17 protein-coding genes and 1 tRNA gene are annotated in these 18,723 nt (G+C 63.0%); 11 read left to right on the top strand and 7 right to left on the bottom strand.

Annotated features, from left to right (window positions below):
- Position 1 precedes the first annotated feature (1 nt).
- From QEN71_RS00195 to QEN71_RS00220, 6 genes are all read left to right on the top strand, one after another.
- Positions 2-77 (top strand) — tRNA-Phe (locus QEN71_RS00195).
- A 369-nt stretch (positions 78-446) separates the two neighbouring features.
- Positions 447-1,178 (top strand): 7-cyano-7-deazaguanine synthase QueC, encoded by a 732-nt coding sequence (queC, locus tag QEN71_RS00200; RefSeq protein ID WP_201648734.1) that lies wholly within the window; start codon positions 447-449, stop codon positions 1,176-1,178.
- Positions 1,179-1,249: 71 nt separating this feature from the next.
- Positions 1,250-1,882 (top strand): 7-carboxy-7-deazaguanine synthase, encoded by a 633-nt coding sequence (gene queE, locus QEN71_RS00205; RefSeq protein WP_201648733.1) that lies wholly within the window; start codon positions 1,250-1,252, stop codon positions 1,880-1,882.
- A gap of 9 nt (positions 1,883-1,891) precedes the next feature.
- On the top strand, positions 1,892-2,335 hold the full coding sequence (queD, locus tag QEN71_RS00210) for a 6-carboxytetrahydropterin synthase QueD (protein ID WP_201648996.1): 444 nt from the start codon (positions 1,892-1,894) through the stop codon (positions 2,333-2,335).
- A gap of 184 nt (positions 2,336-2,519) precedes the next feature.
- Entirely contained in the window at positions 2,520-3,302 is a 783-nt protein-coding gene (locus tag QEN71_RS00215; RefSeq protein ID WP_201648732.1) for an HpcH/HpaI aldolase family protein, read from the top strand.
- Entirely contained in the window at positions 3,299-4,009 is a 711-nt protein-coding gene (locus tag QEN71_RS00220) for a tetratricopeptide repeat protein (RefSeq protein ID WP_201648731.1), read from the top strand. Before QEN71_RS00215 ends, QEN71_RS00220 begins: the two co-directional genes overlap by 4 nt.
- Before the next feature lie 51 nt (positions 4,010-4,060).
- Here the strand turns inward: QEN71_RS00220 and rodA are convergent, their stop codons facing one another.
- The 5 genes from rodA to QEN71_RS00245 all read right to left on the bottom strand — a co-directional run bounded on the left by rodA (position 4,061) and on the right by QEN71_RS00245 (position 10,522).
- Positions 4,061-5,209 carry a rod shape-determining protein RodA gene (rodA, locus tag QEN71_RS00225; protein ID WP_028363889.1) on the bottom strand — a complete coding sequence of 383 codons (1,149 nt, stop codon included), beginning with the start codon at positions 5,207-5,209 and terminating at the stop codon, positions 4,061-4,063.
- 10 nt (positions 5,210-5,219) lie between these two features.
- Complete coding sequence (mrdA, locus tag QEN71_RS00230; RefSeq protein WP_201648730.1) at positions 5,220-7,613, bottom strand: penicillin-binding protein 2; 2,394 nt, start codon at positions 7,611-7,613, stop codon at positions 5,220-5,222.
- 128 nt (positions 7,614-7,741) lie between these two features.
- Positions 7,742-8,254, bottom strand: a complete 513-nt coding sequence (mreD, locus tag QEN71_RS00235) for a rod shape-determining protein MreD (RefSeq protein ID WP_201648729.1) — start codon at positions 8,252-8,254, stop codon at positions 7,742-7,744.
- Complete coding sequence (mreC, locus tag QEN71_RS00240; RefSeq protein ID WP_201648728.1) at positions 8,251-9,351, bottom strand: rod shape-determining protein MreC; 1,101 nt, start codon at positions 9,349-9,351, stop codon at positions 8,251-8,253. The genes mreD and mreC overlap by 4 nt, the downstream gene beginning before the upstream one ends.
- Before the next feature lie 127 nt (positions 9,352-9,478).
- Positions 9,479-10,522 carry a rod shape-determining protein gene (locus QEN71_RS00245; protein ID WP_004189550.1) on the bottom strand — a complete coding sequence of 348 codons (1,044 nt, stop codon included), beginning with the start codon at positions 10,520-10,522 and terminating at the stop codon, positions 9,479-9,481.
- 380 nt (positions 10,523-10,902) lie between these two features.
- Here QEN71_RS00245 and gatC point away from each other — a divergent pair, with 380 nt between their 5' ends.
- The 5 genes from gatC (at position 10,903) to QEN71_RS00270 (ending at position 16,105) form a co-directional block, all read left to right on the top strand.
- Complete coding sequence (gene gatC / locus QEN71_RS00250) at positions 10,903-11,202, top strand: Asp-tRNA(Asn)/Glu-tRNA(Gln) amidotransferase subunit GatC (protein WP_007582035.1); 300 nt, start codon at positions 10,903-10,905, stop codon at positions 11,200-11,202.
- Between the two features lie 165 nt (positions 11,203-11,367).
- Positions 11,368-12,861: an Asp-tRNA(Asn)/Glu-tRNA(Gln) amidotransferase subunit GatA gene (gene gatA, locus QEN71_RS00255; RefSeq protein ID WP_201648727.1), complete on the top strand. Its 1,494-nt coding sequence runs from the start codon at positions 11,368-11,370 to the stop codon at positions 12,859-12,861.
- Positions 12,862-12,863: 2 nt separating this feature from the next.
- Complete coding sequence (gatB, locus tag QEN71_RS00260; RefSeq protein WP_201648726.1) at positions 12,864-14,339, top strand: Asp-tRNA(Asn)/Glu-tRNA(Gln) amidotransferase subunit GatB; 1,476 nt, start codon at positions 12,864-12,866, stop codon at positions 14,337-14,339.
- Positions 14,340-14,445: 106 nt separating this feature from the next.
- Complete coding sequence (locus QEN71_RS00265) at positions 14,446-15,282, top strand: PPK2 family polyphosphate kinase (RefSeq protein ID WP_201648725.1); 837 nt, start codon at positions 14,446-14,448, stop codon at positions 15,280-15,282.
- A gap of 43 nt (positions 15,283-15,325) precedes the next feature.
- A complete protein-coding gene (locus tag QEN71_RS00270) occupies positions 15,326-16,105 on the top strand; it encodes an exodeoxyribonuclease III (protein ID WP_201648724.1) in 780 nt (259 codons plus the stop codon).
- Between the two features lie 15 nt (positions 16,106-16,120).
- Here the strand turns inward: QEN71_RS00270 and QEN71_RS00275 are convergent, their stop codons facing one another.
- Complete coding sequence (locus QEN71_RS00275; RefSeq protein ID WP_201648995.1) at positions 16,121-17,329, bottom strand: M48 family metallopeptidase; 1,209 nt, start codon at positions 17,327-17,329, stop codon at positions 16,121-16,123.
- A complete protein-coding gene (locus QEN71_RS00280; protein WP_201648723.1) occupies positions 17,329-18,723 on the bottom strand; it encodes an AmpG family muropeptide MFS transporter in 1,395 nt (464 codons plus the stop codon). Before QEN71_RS00280 ends, QEN71_RS00275 begins: the two co-directional genes overlap by 1 nt.

An 18,723-nucleotide genomic window follows, 5' to 3' on the forward strand; every position in this document is an offset into this window, starting at 1 on the left:
TGGCCCGGTAGCTCAGTTGGTAGAGCAGCGGATTGAAAATCCGCGTGTCGGTGGTTCGATTCCGCCCCAGGCCACCAGGATTCAGCCCCAGGAAATCGCAAGATTCCTGGGGCTTTTCCTATGTGCTGGCGAATATGATGATTTGCTACGTGGCACAGGCGGTGCGGCGGCCGCGAGCGGGGCTAGGCTCCGCATGATAAAATCGCACTGGATCAAGGACTTGCCATATGTTCTTCGCAAGTCCTTTTTCGTTTCAGGTCCGAGGCATCGCGTAGCGTGAAACTCTCTAGCGGACGATCAGCGGTATAAGCCAAGGCAGCTTGGCGCGCGAAAGGCGCCGCCTATACTGCTTGAGCCGGCCGAGGTGCCGGCCCGCGCGGCAAGTCTCCCCGGCCCCGAGGCCGCGGCGCGCCAGGCGCGGAAATCAACATACACGGAGTTTCACGGTGAACCGCAAAGACGCCAAGCGTAGCGCCCTGGTGCTGTTTTCCGGTGGCCAGGATTCGGCCACATGTCTCGCCTGGGCGCTGGATCGATATGAAACGGTCGAAACCCTGGGTTTCGACTATGGCCAGCGGCATCGCGTCGAGCTCGAATGCCGCGAAGGTTTCCGCAGCGCGGTGGCGCACACGTTCCCCGAGTGGGGCGAGCGGCTCGGCGACGATCACATGATCGATCTGTCCGTGCTTGGCTCGATCAGCGATACCGCGATGACGCGCGAAATCGAGATTCACGCGGCGTCGAACGGCCTGCCGAACACATTCGTGCCCGGCCGCAATCTGATGTTCATGACGATTGCGGCGGCGATTGCATATCGACGCGGGCTGCGCGTGCTGGTTGGCGGCATGTGCGAGACGGATTTCTCCGGCTACCCGGATTGCCGCGACGACACGATGAAGGCGCTGCAAGTCGCGCTGAATCTCGGCATGGACAGCCGCTTCGTGCTCGAAACGCCGCTGATGTGGATCGACAAGGCCGATACGTGGCGCCTCGCGCATGAGCTGGGCGGCGACGAACTGGTCGAACTGATTCGCGTCGAGACGCACACGTGCTATCTCGGCGAGCGGGCGGAACTGCATGCGTGGGGCTTCGGTTGCGGCGAGTGTCCTGCATGCCGCTTGCGCAAACGTGGTTACGAAGCGTATCTGAGCGGCGAGCAGGTCACGGAACCGGCCTGAGCGTCACTACGCAGAGCAGCATCGAGCACACACATCAACAGAGCTTTACGGAGCATCGGGCAGAAAGCAGCATGACGTACGCGGTCAAGGAAATCTTCTACACGTTGCAGGGCGAGGGCGCGAACGCCGGCCGCCCGGCCGTGTTTTGCCGGTTCGCCGGATGCAACCTGTGGTCGGGCCGCGAAGAAGATCGCGCGGAAGCCGTGTGCAAGTTCTGCGATACCGACTTCGTGGGGACGGACGGCGAGAACGGCGGCAAATTCCGCACGCCCGAAGAACTCGCGGCGATGATCGCGTCGCTGTGGCCGGAAGGCGAGGGCCAGCGCTTCGTCGTGTGTACGGGCGGTGAGCCGATGCTGCAGATCGATCAGCCGCTGGTCGACGCGCTGCATGCGCAAGGCTTCGAAATTGCTATCGAGACGAACGGCTCGCTCCCCGTGCTCGACACGATCGACTGGATCTGCGTGAGCCCGAAGGCCGACGCGCCGCTGGTGCAGACCAAAGGCAACGAACTGAAAGTGGTCGTGCCGCAAGACAATCAACGTCTCGCCGACTACGCGAAGCTCGAGTTCGACTATTTCCTCGTCCAGCCGATGGACGGTCCGTCGCGGGACATCAACACGAAGCTCGCGATCGACTGGTGCAAGCGCCATCCGCAATGGCGTATGTCGATGCAGACTCACAAGTACCTGAACATTCCCTGATTTGCCGTGCTGACGATTACACGAAAACTCGAATTCGACGCGGGTCACCGCATTCCCGATCACCGCAGCCAGTGCCGTAATCTGCACGGCCATCGCTACGTGCTCGAAATCACGCTGCAAGGCGATCTCGTCGAAACGGAAGGCGCGCCGGATCGCGGCATGGTGATGGATTTCGCCGACGTGAAAGCGCTCGCGAACCAGCATCTCGTCGACAAGTGGGATCACGCGTTTCTCGTCTACGAAGGCGATACGCAGGTGCGCGGTTTTCTCGAAACGATGGCCGGTCACAAGACGGTCGTGATCGACCGCATTCCGACTGTCGAAAATCTCGCGGCTGTCGCGTTCGACATTCTCGCGAACGTCTACGACGCGCACTATGGCGTGAATCTGCGGCTGCACAAGGTGCGTCTGTATGAGACGCCGAATTGCTGGGCCGACGTCGTCCGCGACTAAACGGGTTATTGTCACGGTATGATCGTTTCGATAACCACACGGAGCGAGACATGCCGGTCACCGCGCTACGCAGCGGGCTCGACGCCCGCTACAACTTTCAAGCTGTTCACGTCGGCCTTTCGGGCCGCGTCGTCTTCTGCTCCCGCCTGCTCACGGCTGCCCCTCTTAACGACGGAGGCACGCGATGAGCACGTTCACGAATCCACTCAAACTGCGTCTCAAGGATCCGGATCCGCTGTTCGGTCTGTGGCTTTCGCTCGGCAGCGATAGCGCGGCCGAAGCGCTCGCGCATGCCGGCTTCGACTGGCTGTTGATCGACATGGAGCACGCGCCGAACGACAGCGTCGATGTCACGGGGCAGTTGCGCGCGATTGCTGCGGCGCATCTGCCGACAGAGCCCGTCGTGCGTCTGCCTGCCGTCGAGCCGTGGCTCGTCAAGCGAGTGCTCGATGCAGGCGCACGCACGCTGATGTTCCCGAACATCGAAACGGCCGAGGAAGCGGCCTATGCCGTTCGCCTGACTCAATACGCGACAGCCGAGGCGCCGGACGGTCTGCGCGGCGTTGCTGGCGCAGTACGTGCTGCCGCTTATGGCATGCGGCGCGACTATCTGCAGAACGCCAACGCGCAGATCGCGAATATCGTGCAGATCGAATCGCAACGCGCACTCGCGAATCTGGAACAGATCGTGGCGACGCCGGGCATCGACTGCCTGTTCGTGGGACCGGCAGACCTGGCGGCAAGCCTCGGACATCTCGGCGATTCGAAGCATCCCGAGGTTCAGGAGGCGATGAAGCATATTCAGGATGTGGCGCATCGCGCGCGCGTCGCGACGGGCATCTTCGCGATGGACGTGGCGAGTGCGCGGCAATACCGGTCGGAGGGCTTCCGCTTCATCGCGCTGGCCGCCGACGTGATGTGGCTGTTGCGCACCACGCGACAGGCACTGCAGGAGGTTCGGTCATGAAGCTGTTGTCGTTGCGCGCGACGCGCATAGCAATTCGCGCTGTCGTGCTGGCCGCGCTGACGGCGGGCGCAGTGGCACATGCGCAAAGCAAGACACCGCCGGCGTCGGATATGGAAACGCAGACGGCCGTCGCCGATTACAACGCGGGCAACTTCACGTCGGCGCTCGCCGAGTTTCGCAAGGCGGCGCAACGCGGCAGCCGTCTCGCCGAGTTCAATTACGCGATGATGCTGCTCAACGGCGAGGGCGGTCCGGCGAATGTCGAAGAAGGCAAGAAGTGGCTGCGCAAGGCCGCGGACGCCAACATGTCGCACGCGCAGTACGTGTACGGCAAGATGTACGACGATGGCGAATTCGTTGCGCGCGATCCTGTCGAGGCGCATCAATGGTTCTTGAAGGCTGCGCAGCAAGGGCACATTCAGGCCGAGCTGGCGCTGGCGAATCAGTTTCTCGATGGACGCGGCACCGCGCGCGACAACCAGCAGGCGTTCGTCTGGTACAAGAAAGCGGCTGAAGGCGGCGACATGACCGCGCAGTACGTGACGGGCTCGTTCTATGAGCGCGGCGGCGATGGTGTGCCGCAGAACCTGAATGTCGCGCGCGCGTATTACGCGGCCGCCGCTGCACAAGGCGACCCGGCGGCGCGCCTCAAGTATCAGCAGCTCAGCACGCAGCTGCGCGAATCGCACGAAGCGAAGCCGCAATGAAAAACGGCGCCTGATTTTTCAGGCGCCGTTTTTTATCTCGCTGCGGAGAGATCAACTCTGCATCAGTCGCTTCTGTCGCGCGACGCTCATGATCAGGCCGATCGCGAAACCGAGCGTTGTCAGCGCAGTGCCGCCGTAACTCATGAACGGCAAAGGCACGCCGACCACAGGAAGAATCCCGCTCACCATGCCGATGTTCACGAACGCATAGGTGAAGAACGCCATCGTCAGCGAACCGGCCAGTAATCGGCCGAATAGCGTCGCGCCGTTCGCCGCGATGTAGAGGCCGCGCGCAATCAACGCCATGTAGAGCGTCAGCAGGACAAGACCGCCCGCGAGACCGAACTCCTCGGAGAACACCGCGAAGATGAAGTCGGTGTGCTTTTCAGGGATGAATTCGAGGTGCGCCTGCGTGCCCTTCAACCAGCCCTTGCCGAGCGGGCCGCCCGAGCCGATCGCGATCACGGCCTGAATGGTGTGGAAGCCTTTGCCGAGCGGATCGGATGTCGGATCGAGCAGCGTGCAGATGCGGTGCTTCTGGTAATCGTGCATCAGCGGCCACTGCACTTCGGGCTGACAGATCTTGTCCTGGAACGTCGCGATCGCGCCGACGGCAATCACGCCCGCCACCAGCACGGGGACGATCAGCTTGAAGCTCAAGCCCGCGAAATAGATGACGAAGAGCCCCGACGCGAACACGAGCACAGCCGTGCCGAGGTCGGGTTGCTTCGCAATGAGGCCGACAGGTACGGCGAGAATCGCGAAACCGACGATGTAATCCCACCAGCGAATATTGCCCTCGCGACGCTGGTAGTACCACGCGAGCATCAACGGTGTAGCGATCTTCAGGATTTCGGAAGGCTGAATCACTACGCCGACGTTGATCCATCGCTTCGCGCCCTTGCGCGTCAGGCCGAAGGCCGCGACGGCCACCAGTAACGCTATGCCGACCGTATAGAGCGGGACGGCGAAGCGCATCAGCGTGGTCGGCGGAATATTGGCCAGCACCCACATCAGCAGGAACGTCAGGATGATGTTGCGCAGCTGGTCTTCGACGCGGCCAGGCACGTCAAGGCTCGCGCTATAGAGCGTGACGATGCCGACGCACAGCAGCAGAAACACGATCAGCGCGAGAGGGCGATCGAAGCCCGCAAACATTTTCTTGATGCGTTCGAGCCAGGCGCGCTTGTCGATTTGCATGCCTTTCTCCTTACTCGTCGATGCCGCCGGAAACGGGGCCGCGCGGCGCGGCCTGCGATTCCTCGTTGCGCGACGGCGCGGCGGCGACCGGCCGCGATTCGCTGGCCGGACGGGGTTTGCGTGGGGACTTGCGGGCGTCGGACGCCTTCACGGGCGCGGCGGCGGTTGCATCCGATGACGGCGCGGCCGTCGCTGACGCAGCGCGCGGCGCCTTCGCAGACTTCGCGCTCGAAGCGGCGCGAGGCGCAACCGCCGATGCTGCAGCAGGCGCCGAAGCCGATGCGGCTCCAGAGGCTGCGCCAGCCGCCGCCGCACCGGATGCATCCGATGCCGCCGCAGCGCGCGGTGTCGATGCGCCTGCCGGCAGCGGCAGCGCCGTGAAGCCAGCCGCAACGGAAACCGGCTGCACCTCACCGCTGGGCGCGGCCGGCGCGCTGCCGATCACAGGCGCCGAGCTTTCCTCCGTCGCCGACGCAGCCGCCGTCACAGCGGCCGCTTCGACGCCGGGCTTCGTCTTGTCGACGAGGTAATAGTCGAGCACACGTCGCGCGATCGGGCCTGCCGCCTGCGCACCCCAGCCGCCGTTTTCGACGATCAGCGCAATCGCGATCTTCGGATTGTCGGCGGGCGCGAACGCGATGAAGAGCGCGTGGTCGCGCAGATGTTCGGCGAGCGCATGCCCGTGGTACTTCTGGCCTTGCAGTGAGAAAACCTGCGCCGTGCCCGTCTTGCCCGCCGACAGATACGTCGCGTTGCGGAACACCTGATACGCGGTGCCCGACGGATTCATCGTCACGTTTTCCATGCCGCGTTTCACGACGTCGATGTCGGACTGCTTCACGTCGACGCGGCCATCGTCCTTCGGCACCGTGGCGCGCAGCGCGCGCGTGATCGGATTCTCGATTTCCTTCACGAGGTGAGGCTTCATCAGCACGCCGTTGTTGGCGAGCGTGGCCGTCGCGTGCGCGAGTTGCAGAATGGTGTACGAGTTGTAGCCCTGACCGATGCCGAGACTGATCGTCTCGCCTTCGTACCACTTCTGCTGTTCGGGCTTGCGATATGCCTTGCGCTTCCAGTCCGTCGACGGCAGGATGCCGCGTGCTTCGCCCGCGATATCGATCCCCGTGATCTGCCCGAAGCCCCACGGCTTCATGAAATTCGCGATCGCGTTCACGCCGAGATCGTGCGCGAGCATGTAGAAATACGTGTCGTTCGACACCATGATCGCGCGGTTCATGTCGATCCAGCCCTGACCCTGCGGCACGTCGTTGCGGAACGTGTGGCCGCCGAACGTGTACGAGCCCGGATCCTGGAAGCCCCATTGCGGCGTGCGCTTGTGCAGCGTCAGCGCGGCGAGTGCCATGAACGGTTTGTACGTCGAGCCAGGCGGATACGTGCCGTGCAGCGGACGGTTCAGCAGCGGGTGATCGGGCGAATTGTTGAGTTCGTCCCAGGTCTGCTGATCGATGCCGTCGACGAACGAATTCGGATCGAAGCTCGGCGCGGACACGAACGCGAGCACATCGCCCGTCGTCGGCTCGATCGCGACAAGTGCGCCGCGTCGGCCCGCGAATGCCTGCTCGGCGACCTGCTGCAAGCCGATATCGATCGACAGCACGAGGTTGTTGCCCGGCGTCGCCTGCGTGCGTGACAGCGTGCGCACGGGCCGGCCGCCCGCCGTCACTTCGACTTCCTCGAAACCTGTCAGGCCGTGCAGCTCCGTCTCGTAGCTCTGCTCGACGCCGATCTTGCCGATGTAATCGGTGCCCTTGTAGTTGTTCGCATCGAGACGCGGATCGTAGTGCTCGGGATCGCTGTCGTTCTGATCGCTGGCGTCGTCGATCTTGTCCTGATCGCGCTGCGAAATGCGGCCGATATAGCCGATCACGTGCGCGGCCGTCGGCCCGAGCGGATATTGGCGGAACAGACGCGCGCGCACTTCGACGCCCGGAAAGCGGAAACGCTGCGCAGTGAAGCGCGCGACTTCGTCGTCGGTGAGGCGGGTGCGGATCGGCAGGCTCTCGAAGTTCTTCGAGTCTTCCTGCAGCTTGCGGAAGCGGCGGCGGTCGCGAGCGTCGATACTGATGACGGTCGCGAGATTGTCGATCACGTTGTCGAGCGTGTCGTTGAGCTTCGATGGCGTGATTTCGAGCGTGTACGCCGAGTAGTTCTTGGCGAGCACGACGCCGTTGCGATCGGTGATGATGCCGCGATTCGGTACGATCGGCGCGACTGAGATGCGGTTTTCATTCGCCTGCAGCGAGTACTTGCTGTAGTGCCAGACCTGCAGGAACAGGAAGCGGAACGCGATCAGCCCGAAGCAGACGAACACGAACAGCCCCGCCGCCGCGACGCGCAGGCGGAATTTCGTGAGCTGCTGCTGGGTGTCCTTGAATTCGGTCATGCGGTTGGGCAGGAACTGCCGGTTATGCGGTTTGAATCGGTGCGGCGGTCATGCGCCGTTGTGCTATCGAACGCTCGTGAAAGCAGCAAAACCATGGCGCGTTCATGAGCGTGCGTGCGGCGCGGCGGTCAGATGGGCCGCGTATCGTCCGGATCGGCCGGACGGCGCTGCGGCATCAAAAGCAGAATGCTCGCGATGGGCCACAACGCAGCTTCGACGAAACCGTCGATCAGATAACCCCAGCCCGGAAACGCCGCGCCCGTCAGCAGACGGATCACGAAGGGCACGAGTTGCGCGACGACGAGCAATGGCATGACGGCGAAAACCTGCACGCCAATCGACATCCACAGCACGCGACGGTGAATCGTGATCGCGCCGTACGAGAGCAGCGTGTACGCGAGCGCGTGTTCGCCGAGCAGGCTGGCGTTGTGCACGTCCATCAGCAGGCCGAGGATGAACGCGATGCCCATTCCGACCTTGCGCGGCTGATGAACGTTCCAGAACAGCAGCACGAGCGCGACGAAATCCGGCACGCCGATCAGACGGCCCCACGGCATCATGTTCAGCACGAATGCGGCGGCCAGACTGAACGCGATGAAATACGGATTGACTGGCTGCAGGATGTACTGCGGGCGATTCATTGCTTGGCCCCCTGGCCGGCTTGCGGCTTCGCACCCTTTTCAGCGGCCGGCTTCTTTTCGCTCGATGCCTTGCCTGCAGGCTTGGCCGTCGAAGCGGGCTTCGGTGCGGCCGCCGCCGCTGCAGGCGCCGACGCGGCCGTTGCCGTCGAAGCGGGTTGCGCAGCTTTCGCGTCTTTGCCCTTGTCCGGCGTCTTCGCGTTCTTCTTTTTCGCTTCTTTCGCGGCCGTGGCGGGGTCGGGTTCGTCGGCGGGACGCGGCGGCACGTTGTTCTCGTAGTGTAGGACAAGCAGGTCGCGGGCGCCGCGCACGGGAGCGATCGGCTGGCAAATGACGCGCGCGAACGCGGTGTCCGCCTGCTTGTCTACGCGCACTACCTTGGCCACAGGCAGCCCCGGCGGGTACACGCCGTCGAGACCGCTCGTCACGAGTTCGTCGCCGGCTAGCACATCGGCGCTGATCGGCACGAAACGCAGATCGAGCGCGTCGCCCTTCGGCGTGCCGTAAATCACGCTGCGCAATCCCGTGCGGACGATCTGCACAGGCACTGCCTGGTCTTTGTCGGTGAGCAGCGTCACTTCCGACTGTAGCGGGAACACGCGCGTCACCTGGCCGATCACGCCGTCTTCGTTGACGACGGGCGAACCGTCCTTGATGCCTTGCTGCGAGCCACGACCGATAACGACCTTCTGCGTGAACGGATCGCGCGTGTCGTACTGGATTTCGGCGGGGATCGATTGCGTCGTCATCCGGTTCGACAGCTGCAGCAGGTTGCGCAGATGCTTGTTCTCGGCGTCGAGCTGGGCGGCTTCGTTTGCCTGCTGCGACAACTGCAGATTACGTGCGCGCAGCTTGTCGTTTTCACCGCGCAGCGTCGCGCTGGTGACGGCGAGATCGGCGGCACCCATGAAGATGTCGCGCGGCACGAGCGCCGCGCGTTGCAACGGATACAGACCCGCGCCGAGCACGCCGCGAACGATTTCGAGCGTGCGGAAGCGGGCGTCTGAAATGAGCAGGGCGAGCGCCACCAGCACGAAGAAGATCAGTCGTGCGAGCGCCGAAGGGCCTTGCTTGAATAGGGGCGGCGGACTGTATTCCATGGTCGCCGGGAGCGCGAGCGAGTGGGTGAAACGGCGGCGCGCTAGGAGCGCGCGCAATGCACAAAGCGCACAAAGGCTGGCAGAGCCAGCCTTTCAGTGCGCGATGCAGACATGGAGACTGGCAACCTTACTCGTACGAGAAGATGCTGCCGAGCTTGTCCATGCGTTCGAGCGCCATGCCCGAGCCGCGCACGACGCACGTCAGCGGATCTTCGGCGACCAGCACGGGGAGGCCCGTCTCTTCGGCCAGCAGACGGTCGAGGTCGCGCAGCAATGCGCCACCGCCCGTCAGCATCATGCCGCGTTCGGCGATGTCGGCGCCCAGTTCCGGCGGCGTCTGTTCCAGCGCGATCTTCACCGACGACACGATCTGGTTCAGAGGATCGGTCAGCGCTTCGAGAATTTCGTTGCTCGAAATGGTGAAGCTGCGCGGAATGCCTTCCGACAGGTTGCGGCCCTTGACTTCCATTTCCTTGACTTCGGAGCCCGGGAACGCGGAGCCGATTTCCTTCTTGATGGCTTCGGCCGTCTGTTCGCCGATCAGCATGCCGTAGTTGCGGCGGATGTAGTTGACGATCGCTTCGTCGAACTTGTCGCCGCCGACGCGCACCGAGCCCTTGTACACGATGCCGCCCAGCGAGATCACGCCGACTTCCGTCGTGCCGCCGCCGATGTCGACGACCATCGAGCCCGTTGCTTCCGACACCGGCAGGCCGGCGCCGATTGCCGCCGCCATCGGCTCTTCGATCAGGTACACCTGCGAAGCGCCCGCGCCGTGTGCCGCTTCCTTGATCGCGCGGCGTTCGACCTGCGTCGAACCGCACGGCACGCAGATGATGATGCGCGGCGACGGCGAGAACATGCGGGATTCGTGAGCCGTCTTGATGAACTGCTTGATCATCTGTTCGGTCACGGTGAAGTCGGCGATCACGCCGTCTTTCATCGGGCGGATCGCCTCGATGTTGCCCGGCACCTTGCCGAGCATCTGCTTTGCTTCCTTGCCGACTGCCTGAATGGTCTTCTTGCCATTCGGGCCGCCTTCCTGGCGAATCGAAACGACGGACGGCTCGTCGAGAACGATACCCTTGCCACGCATGTAGATGAGGGTGTTGGCCGTGCCGAGGTCAATGGCCAGATCGTTGGAGAAATAGCTGCGCAAAAAACCGAACATGCAAAATCCTGTCTCGCTGGGGGCCGGGCCTCGCGTAGTAAGCGTAGGGCGGCAGCGGAAAAAATTAGCAGCCTCATGTCCGGCCAGTTACAGGGCCGAGTGAAGCATGAAACTGCGGGGGAACGTACCGGAGGCTATAGCAAGGCAGCCGAGCTGTCGTTCAGCGATCTCTGAAATTGACAGAAAGGCCTTGGTAAGTCGGTCCGGGTTTGGGTCGAACGCGTAATGATACCTTATAATTTTGCTTGATTTAAAGGAAACGAATGGCACTTTTTGCCATCGCCGGCCCCAATTTCGAGGGCCTGCTCCAATGACCTAACCCGCTGTCGCAGCATTGTTTTTTCATCGCTGCGGCCGGGCGCCACTTTTCCGGTGACTGCATGGCCCTGACTCTGACCGATGTGAAACGCATCGCCCATCTCGCACGGCTCGAATTGCCCGATGCCGATGCCGAGCACACGCTCACCCAACTCAACGACTTCTTCGGCCTCGTCGAACAGATGCAGGCGGTCGATACAACCGGCATCGCGCCGCTTGCGCATCCGATCGAGCAGATCGAAGACGTCGCCTTGCGTCTGCGCAACGACGCCGTGACGGAAAACGTGAATCGCGACGATTACCAGCGTCCGGCGCCGGCTGTGCAGGACGGCCTGTATCTGGTGCCGAAGGTCATCGAATAAGCGCCGAAACGTCGTTATTTAGCACAGGGTTGTGTGTCATGCGTGCGAATGCGCGCGCAACATGGCCCGCTCTATTCGGCCCGGCGTGCCGGCGGGCGGCCGGATGCCCAAACGGATGCCCAAACGGCGGCGCACTGCGCCGTCGCGCTTTCCAGGAAAAACGCAATGCATGAGAAAAGCTTGACCGAACTGCGCGCCGCGCTCGACGCGAAGCAATGCTCCGCAGTCGAACTGGCGCAGACGTATCTGAAGCGGATCGAAGACCACAAGGCGCTGAACGCATTCGTTCATGTCGACGCGCAGCAGACGCTCGCGCAGGCGCAAGCCGCCGACGCGCTGCTCGCAGCCGGCAAGGCCGGTCCGCTGACGGGTCTGCCCATCGCGCATAAAGACGTGTTCGTCACGCGCAACTGGCGTTCCACGGCCGGCTCGAAGATGCTCGAAAACTACACGAGCCCGTTCGATGCCACTGTCGTCGATCGACTCGCGCAGGCGGGCATGGTGTGCGTCGGCAAGACCAATATGGACGAGTTCGCGATGGGCTCGTCGAACGAAAACTCGTATTTCGGCCCCGTGCAGAACCCGTGGGACCGCAAGGCGGTGCCGGGCGGCTCTTCGGGCGGTTCGGCGGCGGCTGTCGCCGCGCGCCTTGCGCCCGCTGCGACGGGCACGGACACGGGCGGCTCGATCCGTCAGCCGGCGTCGTTCGCGGGCATCACGGGCATCAAGCCGACGTATGGCCGCGTGTCGCGTTACGGGATGATCGCGTTCGCGTCGTCGCTCGATCAGGGCGGTCCGATGGCGCAGACGGCCGCCGACTGCGGCCTGCTGCTCAACGCGATGGCTGGCTTCGACGAGCGCGACTCGACGAGTCTCACGCACGATCACGAAAACTACACACGCTATCTCGGCCAGAACTGGTCGGGCGCGGGCGCGACGAACGACAAGCCGCTCGTCGGCCTGCGCATCGGTTTGCCGAAGGAATATTTCGGCGCCGGTCTCGCCGACGACGTGCGTGCATCGATCGACGCTGCGCTCAAGCAATACGAAGCGCTCGGCGCAACGCTCGTCGAAGTCTCGCTGCCGAAGACGGAACTGTCGATTCCCGTGTACTACGTGATCGCGCCGGCGGAAGCGTCGTCGAACCTGTCGCGTTTCGACGGCGTGCGCTACGGCCATCGCGCGTCGGAATATCGCGATCTGCTCGACATGTACAAGAAGTCGCGCGCGGAAGGCTTCGGCCCCGAAGTGAAGCGCCGCATTCTGGTCGGCACGTATGTGCTGTCGCACGGCTACTACGACGCGTACTACCTGCAGGCGCAGAAAATCCGCCGCATCATCGCGCAGGATTTCCAGGAAGCGTTCAAGCTGTGCGACGTGATCATGGGCCCGGTGGCGCCGTCCGTCGCGTGGGATATCGGCGCGAAGGGCGACGATCCCGTGCAGATGTATCTCGCGGACATCTACACGCTGTCGGTGAGCCTCGCCGGTTTGCCGGGCATGAGCGTGCCGTGCGGTTTCGGCGCGGGCGCGAATGCGCAGCGCCCCGTCGGTTTGCAGATTATCGGCAACTATTTCAACGAAGCACGCATGCTGCAAGTGGCGGACGCGTTCCAGCGCGTCACCGACTGGCATCGCAAGGCGCCGGCAGGAGTTTGAGCATGGCAACACAATGGGAAGTCGTTATCGGTCTCGAGACCCACGCGCAGCTGTCGACGGTCTCGAAGATTTTCTCGGGCGCGGCCACGCAGTTCGGCGCCGCGCCGAACACGCAGGCCTGCCCCGTCGATCTGGCCTTGCCGGGCGTGCTGCCCGTGATGAACAAGGGCGCCGTCGAGCGCGCGATCCAGTTCGGTCTCGCCATCGACGCCACGATCGCGCCGCGCAGCATCTTCGCGCGCAAGAACTACTTCTACCCTGATCTGCCGAAGGGCTATCAGATCAGCCAGTACGAGATTCCTGTCGTGCAGGGCGGCCAGATCACGATCCAGGTTCCGGCCAACGAAAAGGCCGGCAAGGAAGCGTACGAGAAAACCGTCAACCTGACGCGCGCTCACCTCGAAGAAGACGCGGGCAAGTCGCTGCACGAAGACTTCGCGGGCATGACGGGCATCGACCTGAATCGCGCGGGAACGCCGCTGCTCGAAATCGTCACCGAGCCGGAAATGCGCAGCGCGGCCGAAGCCGTTGCGTATGCGAAGGCGTTGCATGGTCTCGTCGTGTGGCTCGGCATTTGCGACGGCAACATGCAGGAAGGCTCGTTCCGCTGCGACGCGAACGTGTCGGTGCGTCCTGTCGGGCAGAAGGAATTCGGCACGCGCGCCGAGATCAAGAACCTGAACTCGTTCCGCTTCCTCGAAGAAGCGATCCAGTACGAAGTGCGCCGTCAGATCGAACTGATCGAAGACGGCGGCACGGTGGTGCAGGAAACGCGTCTGTACGATCCGGACAAGCGCGAAACGCGCTCGATGCGCAGTAAGGAAGACGCGCACGATTACCGCTATTTCCCTGATCCCGATCTGATGCCGCTCGTGATCGATGCGTCGTGGGTCGAGCGCGTGAAGGGCGAGTTGCCGGAGCTGCCGGCTGCCATGCAGCAACGCTTCGTCGATCAATACGGCCTTACGCCGTACGATGCGGGCGTCGTCACGTCGAGCAAGGCGATGGCTGCTTACTACGAAGCCGTCGTCGCGAAGGTCGGCGCGGCGCAGGCGAAGGTCGCGGCGAACTGGCTGATGGGCGAAGTGTCGTCGCAACTGAACCGCGAAGACCTCGACATCGCCGACAGCCCGGTTTCCGCCGCGCAACTCGCGCTGGTGCTGCAACGTATCGCCGACGGCACGATCTCGAACAAGATCGCAAAGGAAATCTTCCTCGCGATCTGGGAAGAGAAGGCCACCGACGAAGCCGCCGCCGATCGCATCATCGAAGCGAAGGGCCTCAAGCAGATTTCGGATACAGGCGCGCTCGAAGCGATCATCGACGAGGTGCTCGCCGCGAACCAGAAGTCGGTCGAGGAATTCCGCGCCGGCAAGGAAAAAGCGTTCAACGCGCTGATCGGTCAGGCGATGAAGGCGACCAAGGGCAAGGCAAATCCGCAGCAGGTCAACGAGCTGTTGAAGAAAAAGCTGGGCTGAACGCGGTAGAAGTACGGGCAGGACGGGCTGTTGTCGCATCGAAAGTCGCGCAACGGCCCGTTTGCTTTTTCACCCGGCGTAAAGCGTCGCAAAGGAGAACCCGAAGATGGCAAAGAAGAGCGGTCTCGACGAATATCGCGTGCCTTTTTTCGACGCAGACGGCAAATCGAAGTTTTCCCTCGCTGACGACGATCCGTCGACGAAGCCGTTTTCGACGGGAGCGAAGGACACCGACCGCGAACGTCTCGCCGAAATCGGCGCGGCGCTCGATGCGCAGCAGGAACGCCTGCACGCGCAGCGCGTTCAGCGCGTCTTGCTCGTGCTGCAAGGCATGGACACGAGCGGCAAGGACGGCACGATCCGCGCGGTGTTTCATGAAGTCGATCCGCTCGGCTTGCGCATCGTGCCGTTCAAGGCGCCGACGCTCAACGAACTCGCGCACGACTTCCTGTGGCGCGTTCATTCGCAGGCGCCCGCCGCCGGCGAACTGACGATCTTCAACCGCAGCCATTACGAAGACGTGCTCGTGCCATACGTGCTCGGTACATTGAGCAAGGACGATCGCGAACGCCGCTTCCGGCACATTCGCGAGTTCGAGCTGATGCTCGCGGAAAACGGCACGACGATCATCAAGTGCATGCTGCATATTTCGAAGGACGAGCAGCGCGAGCGTCTGCAGGCGCGTATCGACGATCCGACCAAGCACTGGAAGTTCGATGTCTCCGATCTCGACGCACGCAAGCTGTGGGGCAAGTATCAGGATGCGTACGAGGATGCGCTCGCGGCGACGTCGACGGAATACGCGCCGTGGTACGTGATTCCCGCGAACTCGAAGACGCATCGCAACGTGATGGTCGGCGAGTTGCTGCTGCGCGCGTTCGAGTCGCTGAAGCTCGAATTCCCGCCGGCGAAAGAATCGCTGAAGGGCGTGATAGTCGAATGATCTTCACCTCGTCGAATAGACGAAAACACAACGAAGGAAAAACATGTTGCGTGTGATCACGGCCAATCTGAACGGCATCCGTTCGGCGGCCAAGAAGGGTTTTTTCGAATGGTTCGGCGAGCAGAAGGCCGATGTCGTGTGCGTGCAGGAAATCAAGTGCTCGCAGGACGACATGACGCCCGAGTTCCTCGCGCCGCACGGTTTCACGGGCTATTTCCAGCACGCGGTGAAAAAGGGCTACAGCGGTGCGGGCCTGTATACGCGTCACGAGCCGGATGAAGTCGTGATCGGCTTCGGCAGCGAAGAGTTCGATCCCGAAGGACGCTACGTGGAAGCGCGCTTCGGCAATCTGTCGGTGATTTCGGTGTATGTGCCGTCGGGTTCGAGCGGCGACGAACGCCAGCAGGCGAAGTACCGTTTCATGGACGAGTTCATGCCGCATCTGGCCGAACTGTCGAAGGAACGCGAAGTGATCGTGTGCGGCGACGTGAACATCGTGCACAAGGAAATCGACATCAAGAACTGGAAGGGCAACCAGAAGAATTCGGGCTGCCTGCCGGAAGAGCGCGCGTGGCTCACGAAGCTGTTCGACGAAGTCGGTTACGTGGACGTGTTCAGAACGCTCGACCAGCGGCCCGAGCAGTACACGTGGTGGAGCAATCGCGGTCAGGCGTATGCGAAGAACGTCGGGTGGCGTATCGATTATCAGATCGCGACGCCGGGTGTTGCGGCCACGGCGAAACGTGTCGATGTGTTCCGTGATATCAAGTTCAGCGATCACGCGCCCGTGACCGTCGACTACAACCACAAGCTGGCGGAATAAACGCTGCGGCGCGCGTCAGTCGCTCACAGTCGTACGCTTCGGGCGGCCGATGCCCGCGTAGTCGGGCAGCGTATCGACGGATTTGCCGATTGCCTTCGCGTACAGCGGCAGCATGTCGGCGAGCCGCTTCATGATGTCTGCGCGCCGCGCCGGCGTGTACGGGTGCACGTAGATGAAGCCCTGATCGCGGTTGCCGCGCGTCGCGACGGCGAGCTTGTCCCACAGCGTGATCGCCGCGCGAGGATCGAAACCGGCACGCGATGCAATGTCGCTGCCGATCACATCCGCTTCCGTTTCGTCGGCGCGCTCGTACTTCATTTCCACCAGCTGCGAGCCGATGCCGAGCGGCGCTGCGCCGAGATCGGCGAGGCCGAACAGCTGCGGAATCGACCCCGATCCGAGCTGCCCCGCCTGCTGTTCGCCGAGCCGCTCGCGCGCATGCTCGCGCAGCGCATGCGCGATTTCATGGCCGAGCAGCATGCCGAGTTCGTTGTCGTTCAGTTTGACCTTGTCGAGCATGCCGCCGTAGATGACGATCTTGCCGCCCGGCAGACAGTACGCGCGAATATCCGGCGAACGCAGCACCGCGACGTCCCACTTCCAGTTCTTCGAGCGGTCGTTCCATTTCAGCGAATACGGAATGAGCTTGTCGACGATCGACTGCACGCGCTGCACGTGCGGATCCGATGGCGGATACAGCCGGTTCATGTGCTCGGCGCCGCGCGCGATCTGATCGAATTCCTCTGCCGATTGCGCTTCGAGCATCGGCGACGGAATCAGATTGCGGAACACCGCGTAGCCGCCGTAACGCAATTGCTGGTTTGGCTGGAACTGCGTCGGTAACGTGGGCGGCGGCGGGGTCGGTGCGGGCGTGCGCGCGGTAACAGGCATCTGAGGCGTTGCCGAGCCTGCATTCGATGGCGCGGATGCGCCGGATGTAGCCGTCGGCGCTGGTTCCGTTTTCGGTGCCGAGGGTGCGGAAGGTGCTGATGGAGCAGAAGGAGCAGAAGGAGCCGACGGTGCGTTCGCTGCGGGCGGCGTGCTGATATTCGATGTCGGCTCGGCGGCGTTTGCCTGCCACGGAGATACGACGCCGAAACCCGCGCATGCGGCAAGAACAGCGACATGCAACGCACGGGCACGCGCGCGCATGCGATATGCAGGCAATCGACGGGAAACGGCGCGCAAAGCCCGACCAATGGCGCGCCGCGACGCAAACACCATCACGACTGCTTTCTCCAAGGGGCGATCCGAAACAACAGTAGCATGCCTGGTATAGCAAGCGCCGTGCAGACAATGAAGTAGTCGAACCAGCCAATCTGCGCGACGACGAACCCGCTTGCCGCCGACGCCAGCGTGCGCGGCACCGAGGCCAGCGACGTGAAGAGCGCGAATTGCGTCGCCGTGTAACGCGGATCGGTCGTACTCGCGATGTACGCGGTGAAGGCGGCGAGCGTGAGACCCGTGGTAAAAGTTTCGAAGCCGTACACGATCGCGAGAGCAACCGACATCGGATCGAGCTGCACCGTCCAGCCGATGCCGAGCAGCGACAGCAGCTTCGTCGTCGCCGCACTGATTCCGACTGCAATGTCGTACACGACAGTCAATCCCGGCGACGTCGGCCCGACATGCGCGAGCCACGCGAAGCCGAGCGTCGACACCATCTGCAGAATGCCGAAAATCCACAGCCCACGGCCGATGCCGATGCGCATCAGCGCAATGCCGCCGATGATGCCGCCCGCGAGACTCGCGCCGAATGCCGTTGTCTTCGCGATCACGCCAATCTGCGTGCGCGAAAAGCCGATGTCGAGGAAGAACGACGTCGACAGCGTGGTTGCCATCGTATCGCCGAGCTTGTACAGAAAGATGAATCCGAGCACGAACAGCGCGCCGCGCCAGCCGTCGCGCGTGATGAATTCGTGAAACGGTTCGATGATGGCTTCGCTCAGATTCTTCGGCGGCTTGCCGTGCACTTCGGGCTCGCTGACGACGAGCGTCATGATCATGCCCGGCAGCATGAACGCGGCCGTCACGACGAACACGGTCGCCCAAGGCATATGGTCCGACAGGATCAGCGCGAGCGAACCGGGCACGAGCGCGGCGATCTTGTACGCGTTGACGTGCACGGCATTGCCGAGACCCTGTTCGGTGTCGTGCAGCAGTTCGCGACGATACGCGTCGATCACGATGTCCTGACTCGCGCCGAAGAACGCGACCAGCGCGGTCAGCGCGGCAACGGTCCAGATCGAATCGCGCGGCGAGACGATGCCGAGCGATGCAATGGCGACGGCGACGAGAATCTGCGTGGCGAGCATCCAGCCGCGCCGGCGTCCCGGACGCCAGCCGGGCAGACGCGGCACGTAGCGGTCCATCAGCGGCGCCCAGATGAACTTCCACGTATAGGGAAACTGGATCAGCGCAAACAGGCCGATCTCTTTCAGGTTCACGCCTTCCGAACGCAGCCAGGCCTGAACGAGATAGACGAGCGTGAATAGCGGCAACCCCGACGTAAAGCCGAGGAAAACGCAAATCAGCATGCGCGCGTTGAGAAACGCGCGCCAGCCGGGGTGTTCTTCGTGTGCGGTTAGTGCAGGCGCCTCGTGTGGCGGGTTCGACAT

The organism is Paraburkholderia sabiae (assembly GCF_030412785.1).
Classification (GTDB): domain Bacteria; phylum Pseudomonadota; class Gammaproteobacteria; order Burkholderiales; family Burkholderiaceae; genus Paraburkholderia; species Paraburkholderia sabiae.

Excerpts from the sequence above, each read along its gene's own strand:
- queE (WP_201648733.1), top strand. The coding sequence starts at position 1,250 with ATGACGTACGCGGTCAAGGAAATCTTCTACACGTTGCAGGGCGAGGGC.
- QEN71_RS00215 (WP_201648732.1), top strand. The coding sequence starts at position 2,520 with ATGAGCACGTTCACGAATCCACTCAAACTGCGTCTCAAGGATCCGGAT.
- QEN71_RS00220 (WP_201648731.1), top strand. The coding sequence starts at position 3,299 with ATGAAGCTGTTGTCGTTGCGCGCGACGCGCATAGCAATTCGCGCTGTC.
- rodA (WP_028363889.1), bottom strand. The coding sequence starts at position 5,209 with ATGCAAATCGACAAGCGCGCCTGGCTCGAACGCATCAAGAAAATGTTT.
- mrdA (WP_201648730.1), bottom strand. The coding sequence starts at position 7,613 with ATGACCGAATTCAAGGACACCCAGCAGCAGCTCACGAAATTCCGCCTG.
- mreD (WP_201648729.1), bottom strand. The coding sequence starts at position 8,254 with ATGAATCGCCCGCAGTACATCCTGCAGCCAGTCAATCCGTATTTCATC.
- mreC (WP_201648728.1), bottom strand. The coding sequence starts at position 9,351 with ATGGAATACAGTCCGCCGCCCCTATTCAAGCAAGGCCCTTCGGCGCTC.
- QEN71_RS00245 (WP_004189550.1), bottom strand. The coding sequence starts at position 10,522 with ATGTTCGGTTTTTTGCGCAGCTATTTCTCCAACGATCTGGCCATTGAC.
- gatC (WP_007582035.1), top strand. The coding sequence starts at position 10,903 with ATGGCCCTGACTCTGACCGATGTGAAACGCATCGCCCATCTCGCACGG.
- gatA (WP_201648727.1), top strand. The coding sequence starts at position 11,368 with ATGCATGAGAAAAGCTTGACCGAACTGCGCGCCGCGCTCGACGCGAAG.
- gatB (WP_201648726.1), top strand. The coding sequence starts at position 12,864 with ATGGCAACACAATGGGAAGTCGTTATCGGTCTCGAGACCCACGCGCAG.
- QEN71_RS00265 (WP_201648725.1), top strand. The coding sequence starts at position 14,446 with ATGGCAAAGAAGAGCGGTCTCGACGAATATCGCGTGCCTTTTTTCGAC.
- QEN71_RS00270 (WP_201648724.1), top strand. The coding sequence starts at position 15,326 with ATGTTGCGTGTGATCACGGCCAATCTGAACGGCATCCGTTCGGCGGCC.
- QEN71_RS00275 (WP_201648995.1), bottom strand. The coding sequence starts at position 17,329 with ATGGTGTTTGCGTCGCGGCGCGCCATTGGTCGGGCTTTGCGCGCCGTT.
- QEN71_RS00280 (WP_201648723.1), bottom strand. The coding sequence starts at position 18,723 with ATGTCGAACCCGCCACACGAGGCGCCTGCACTAACCGCACACGAAGAA.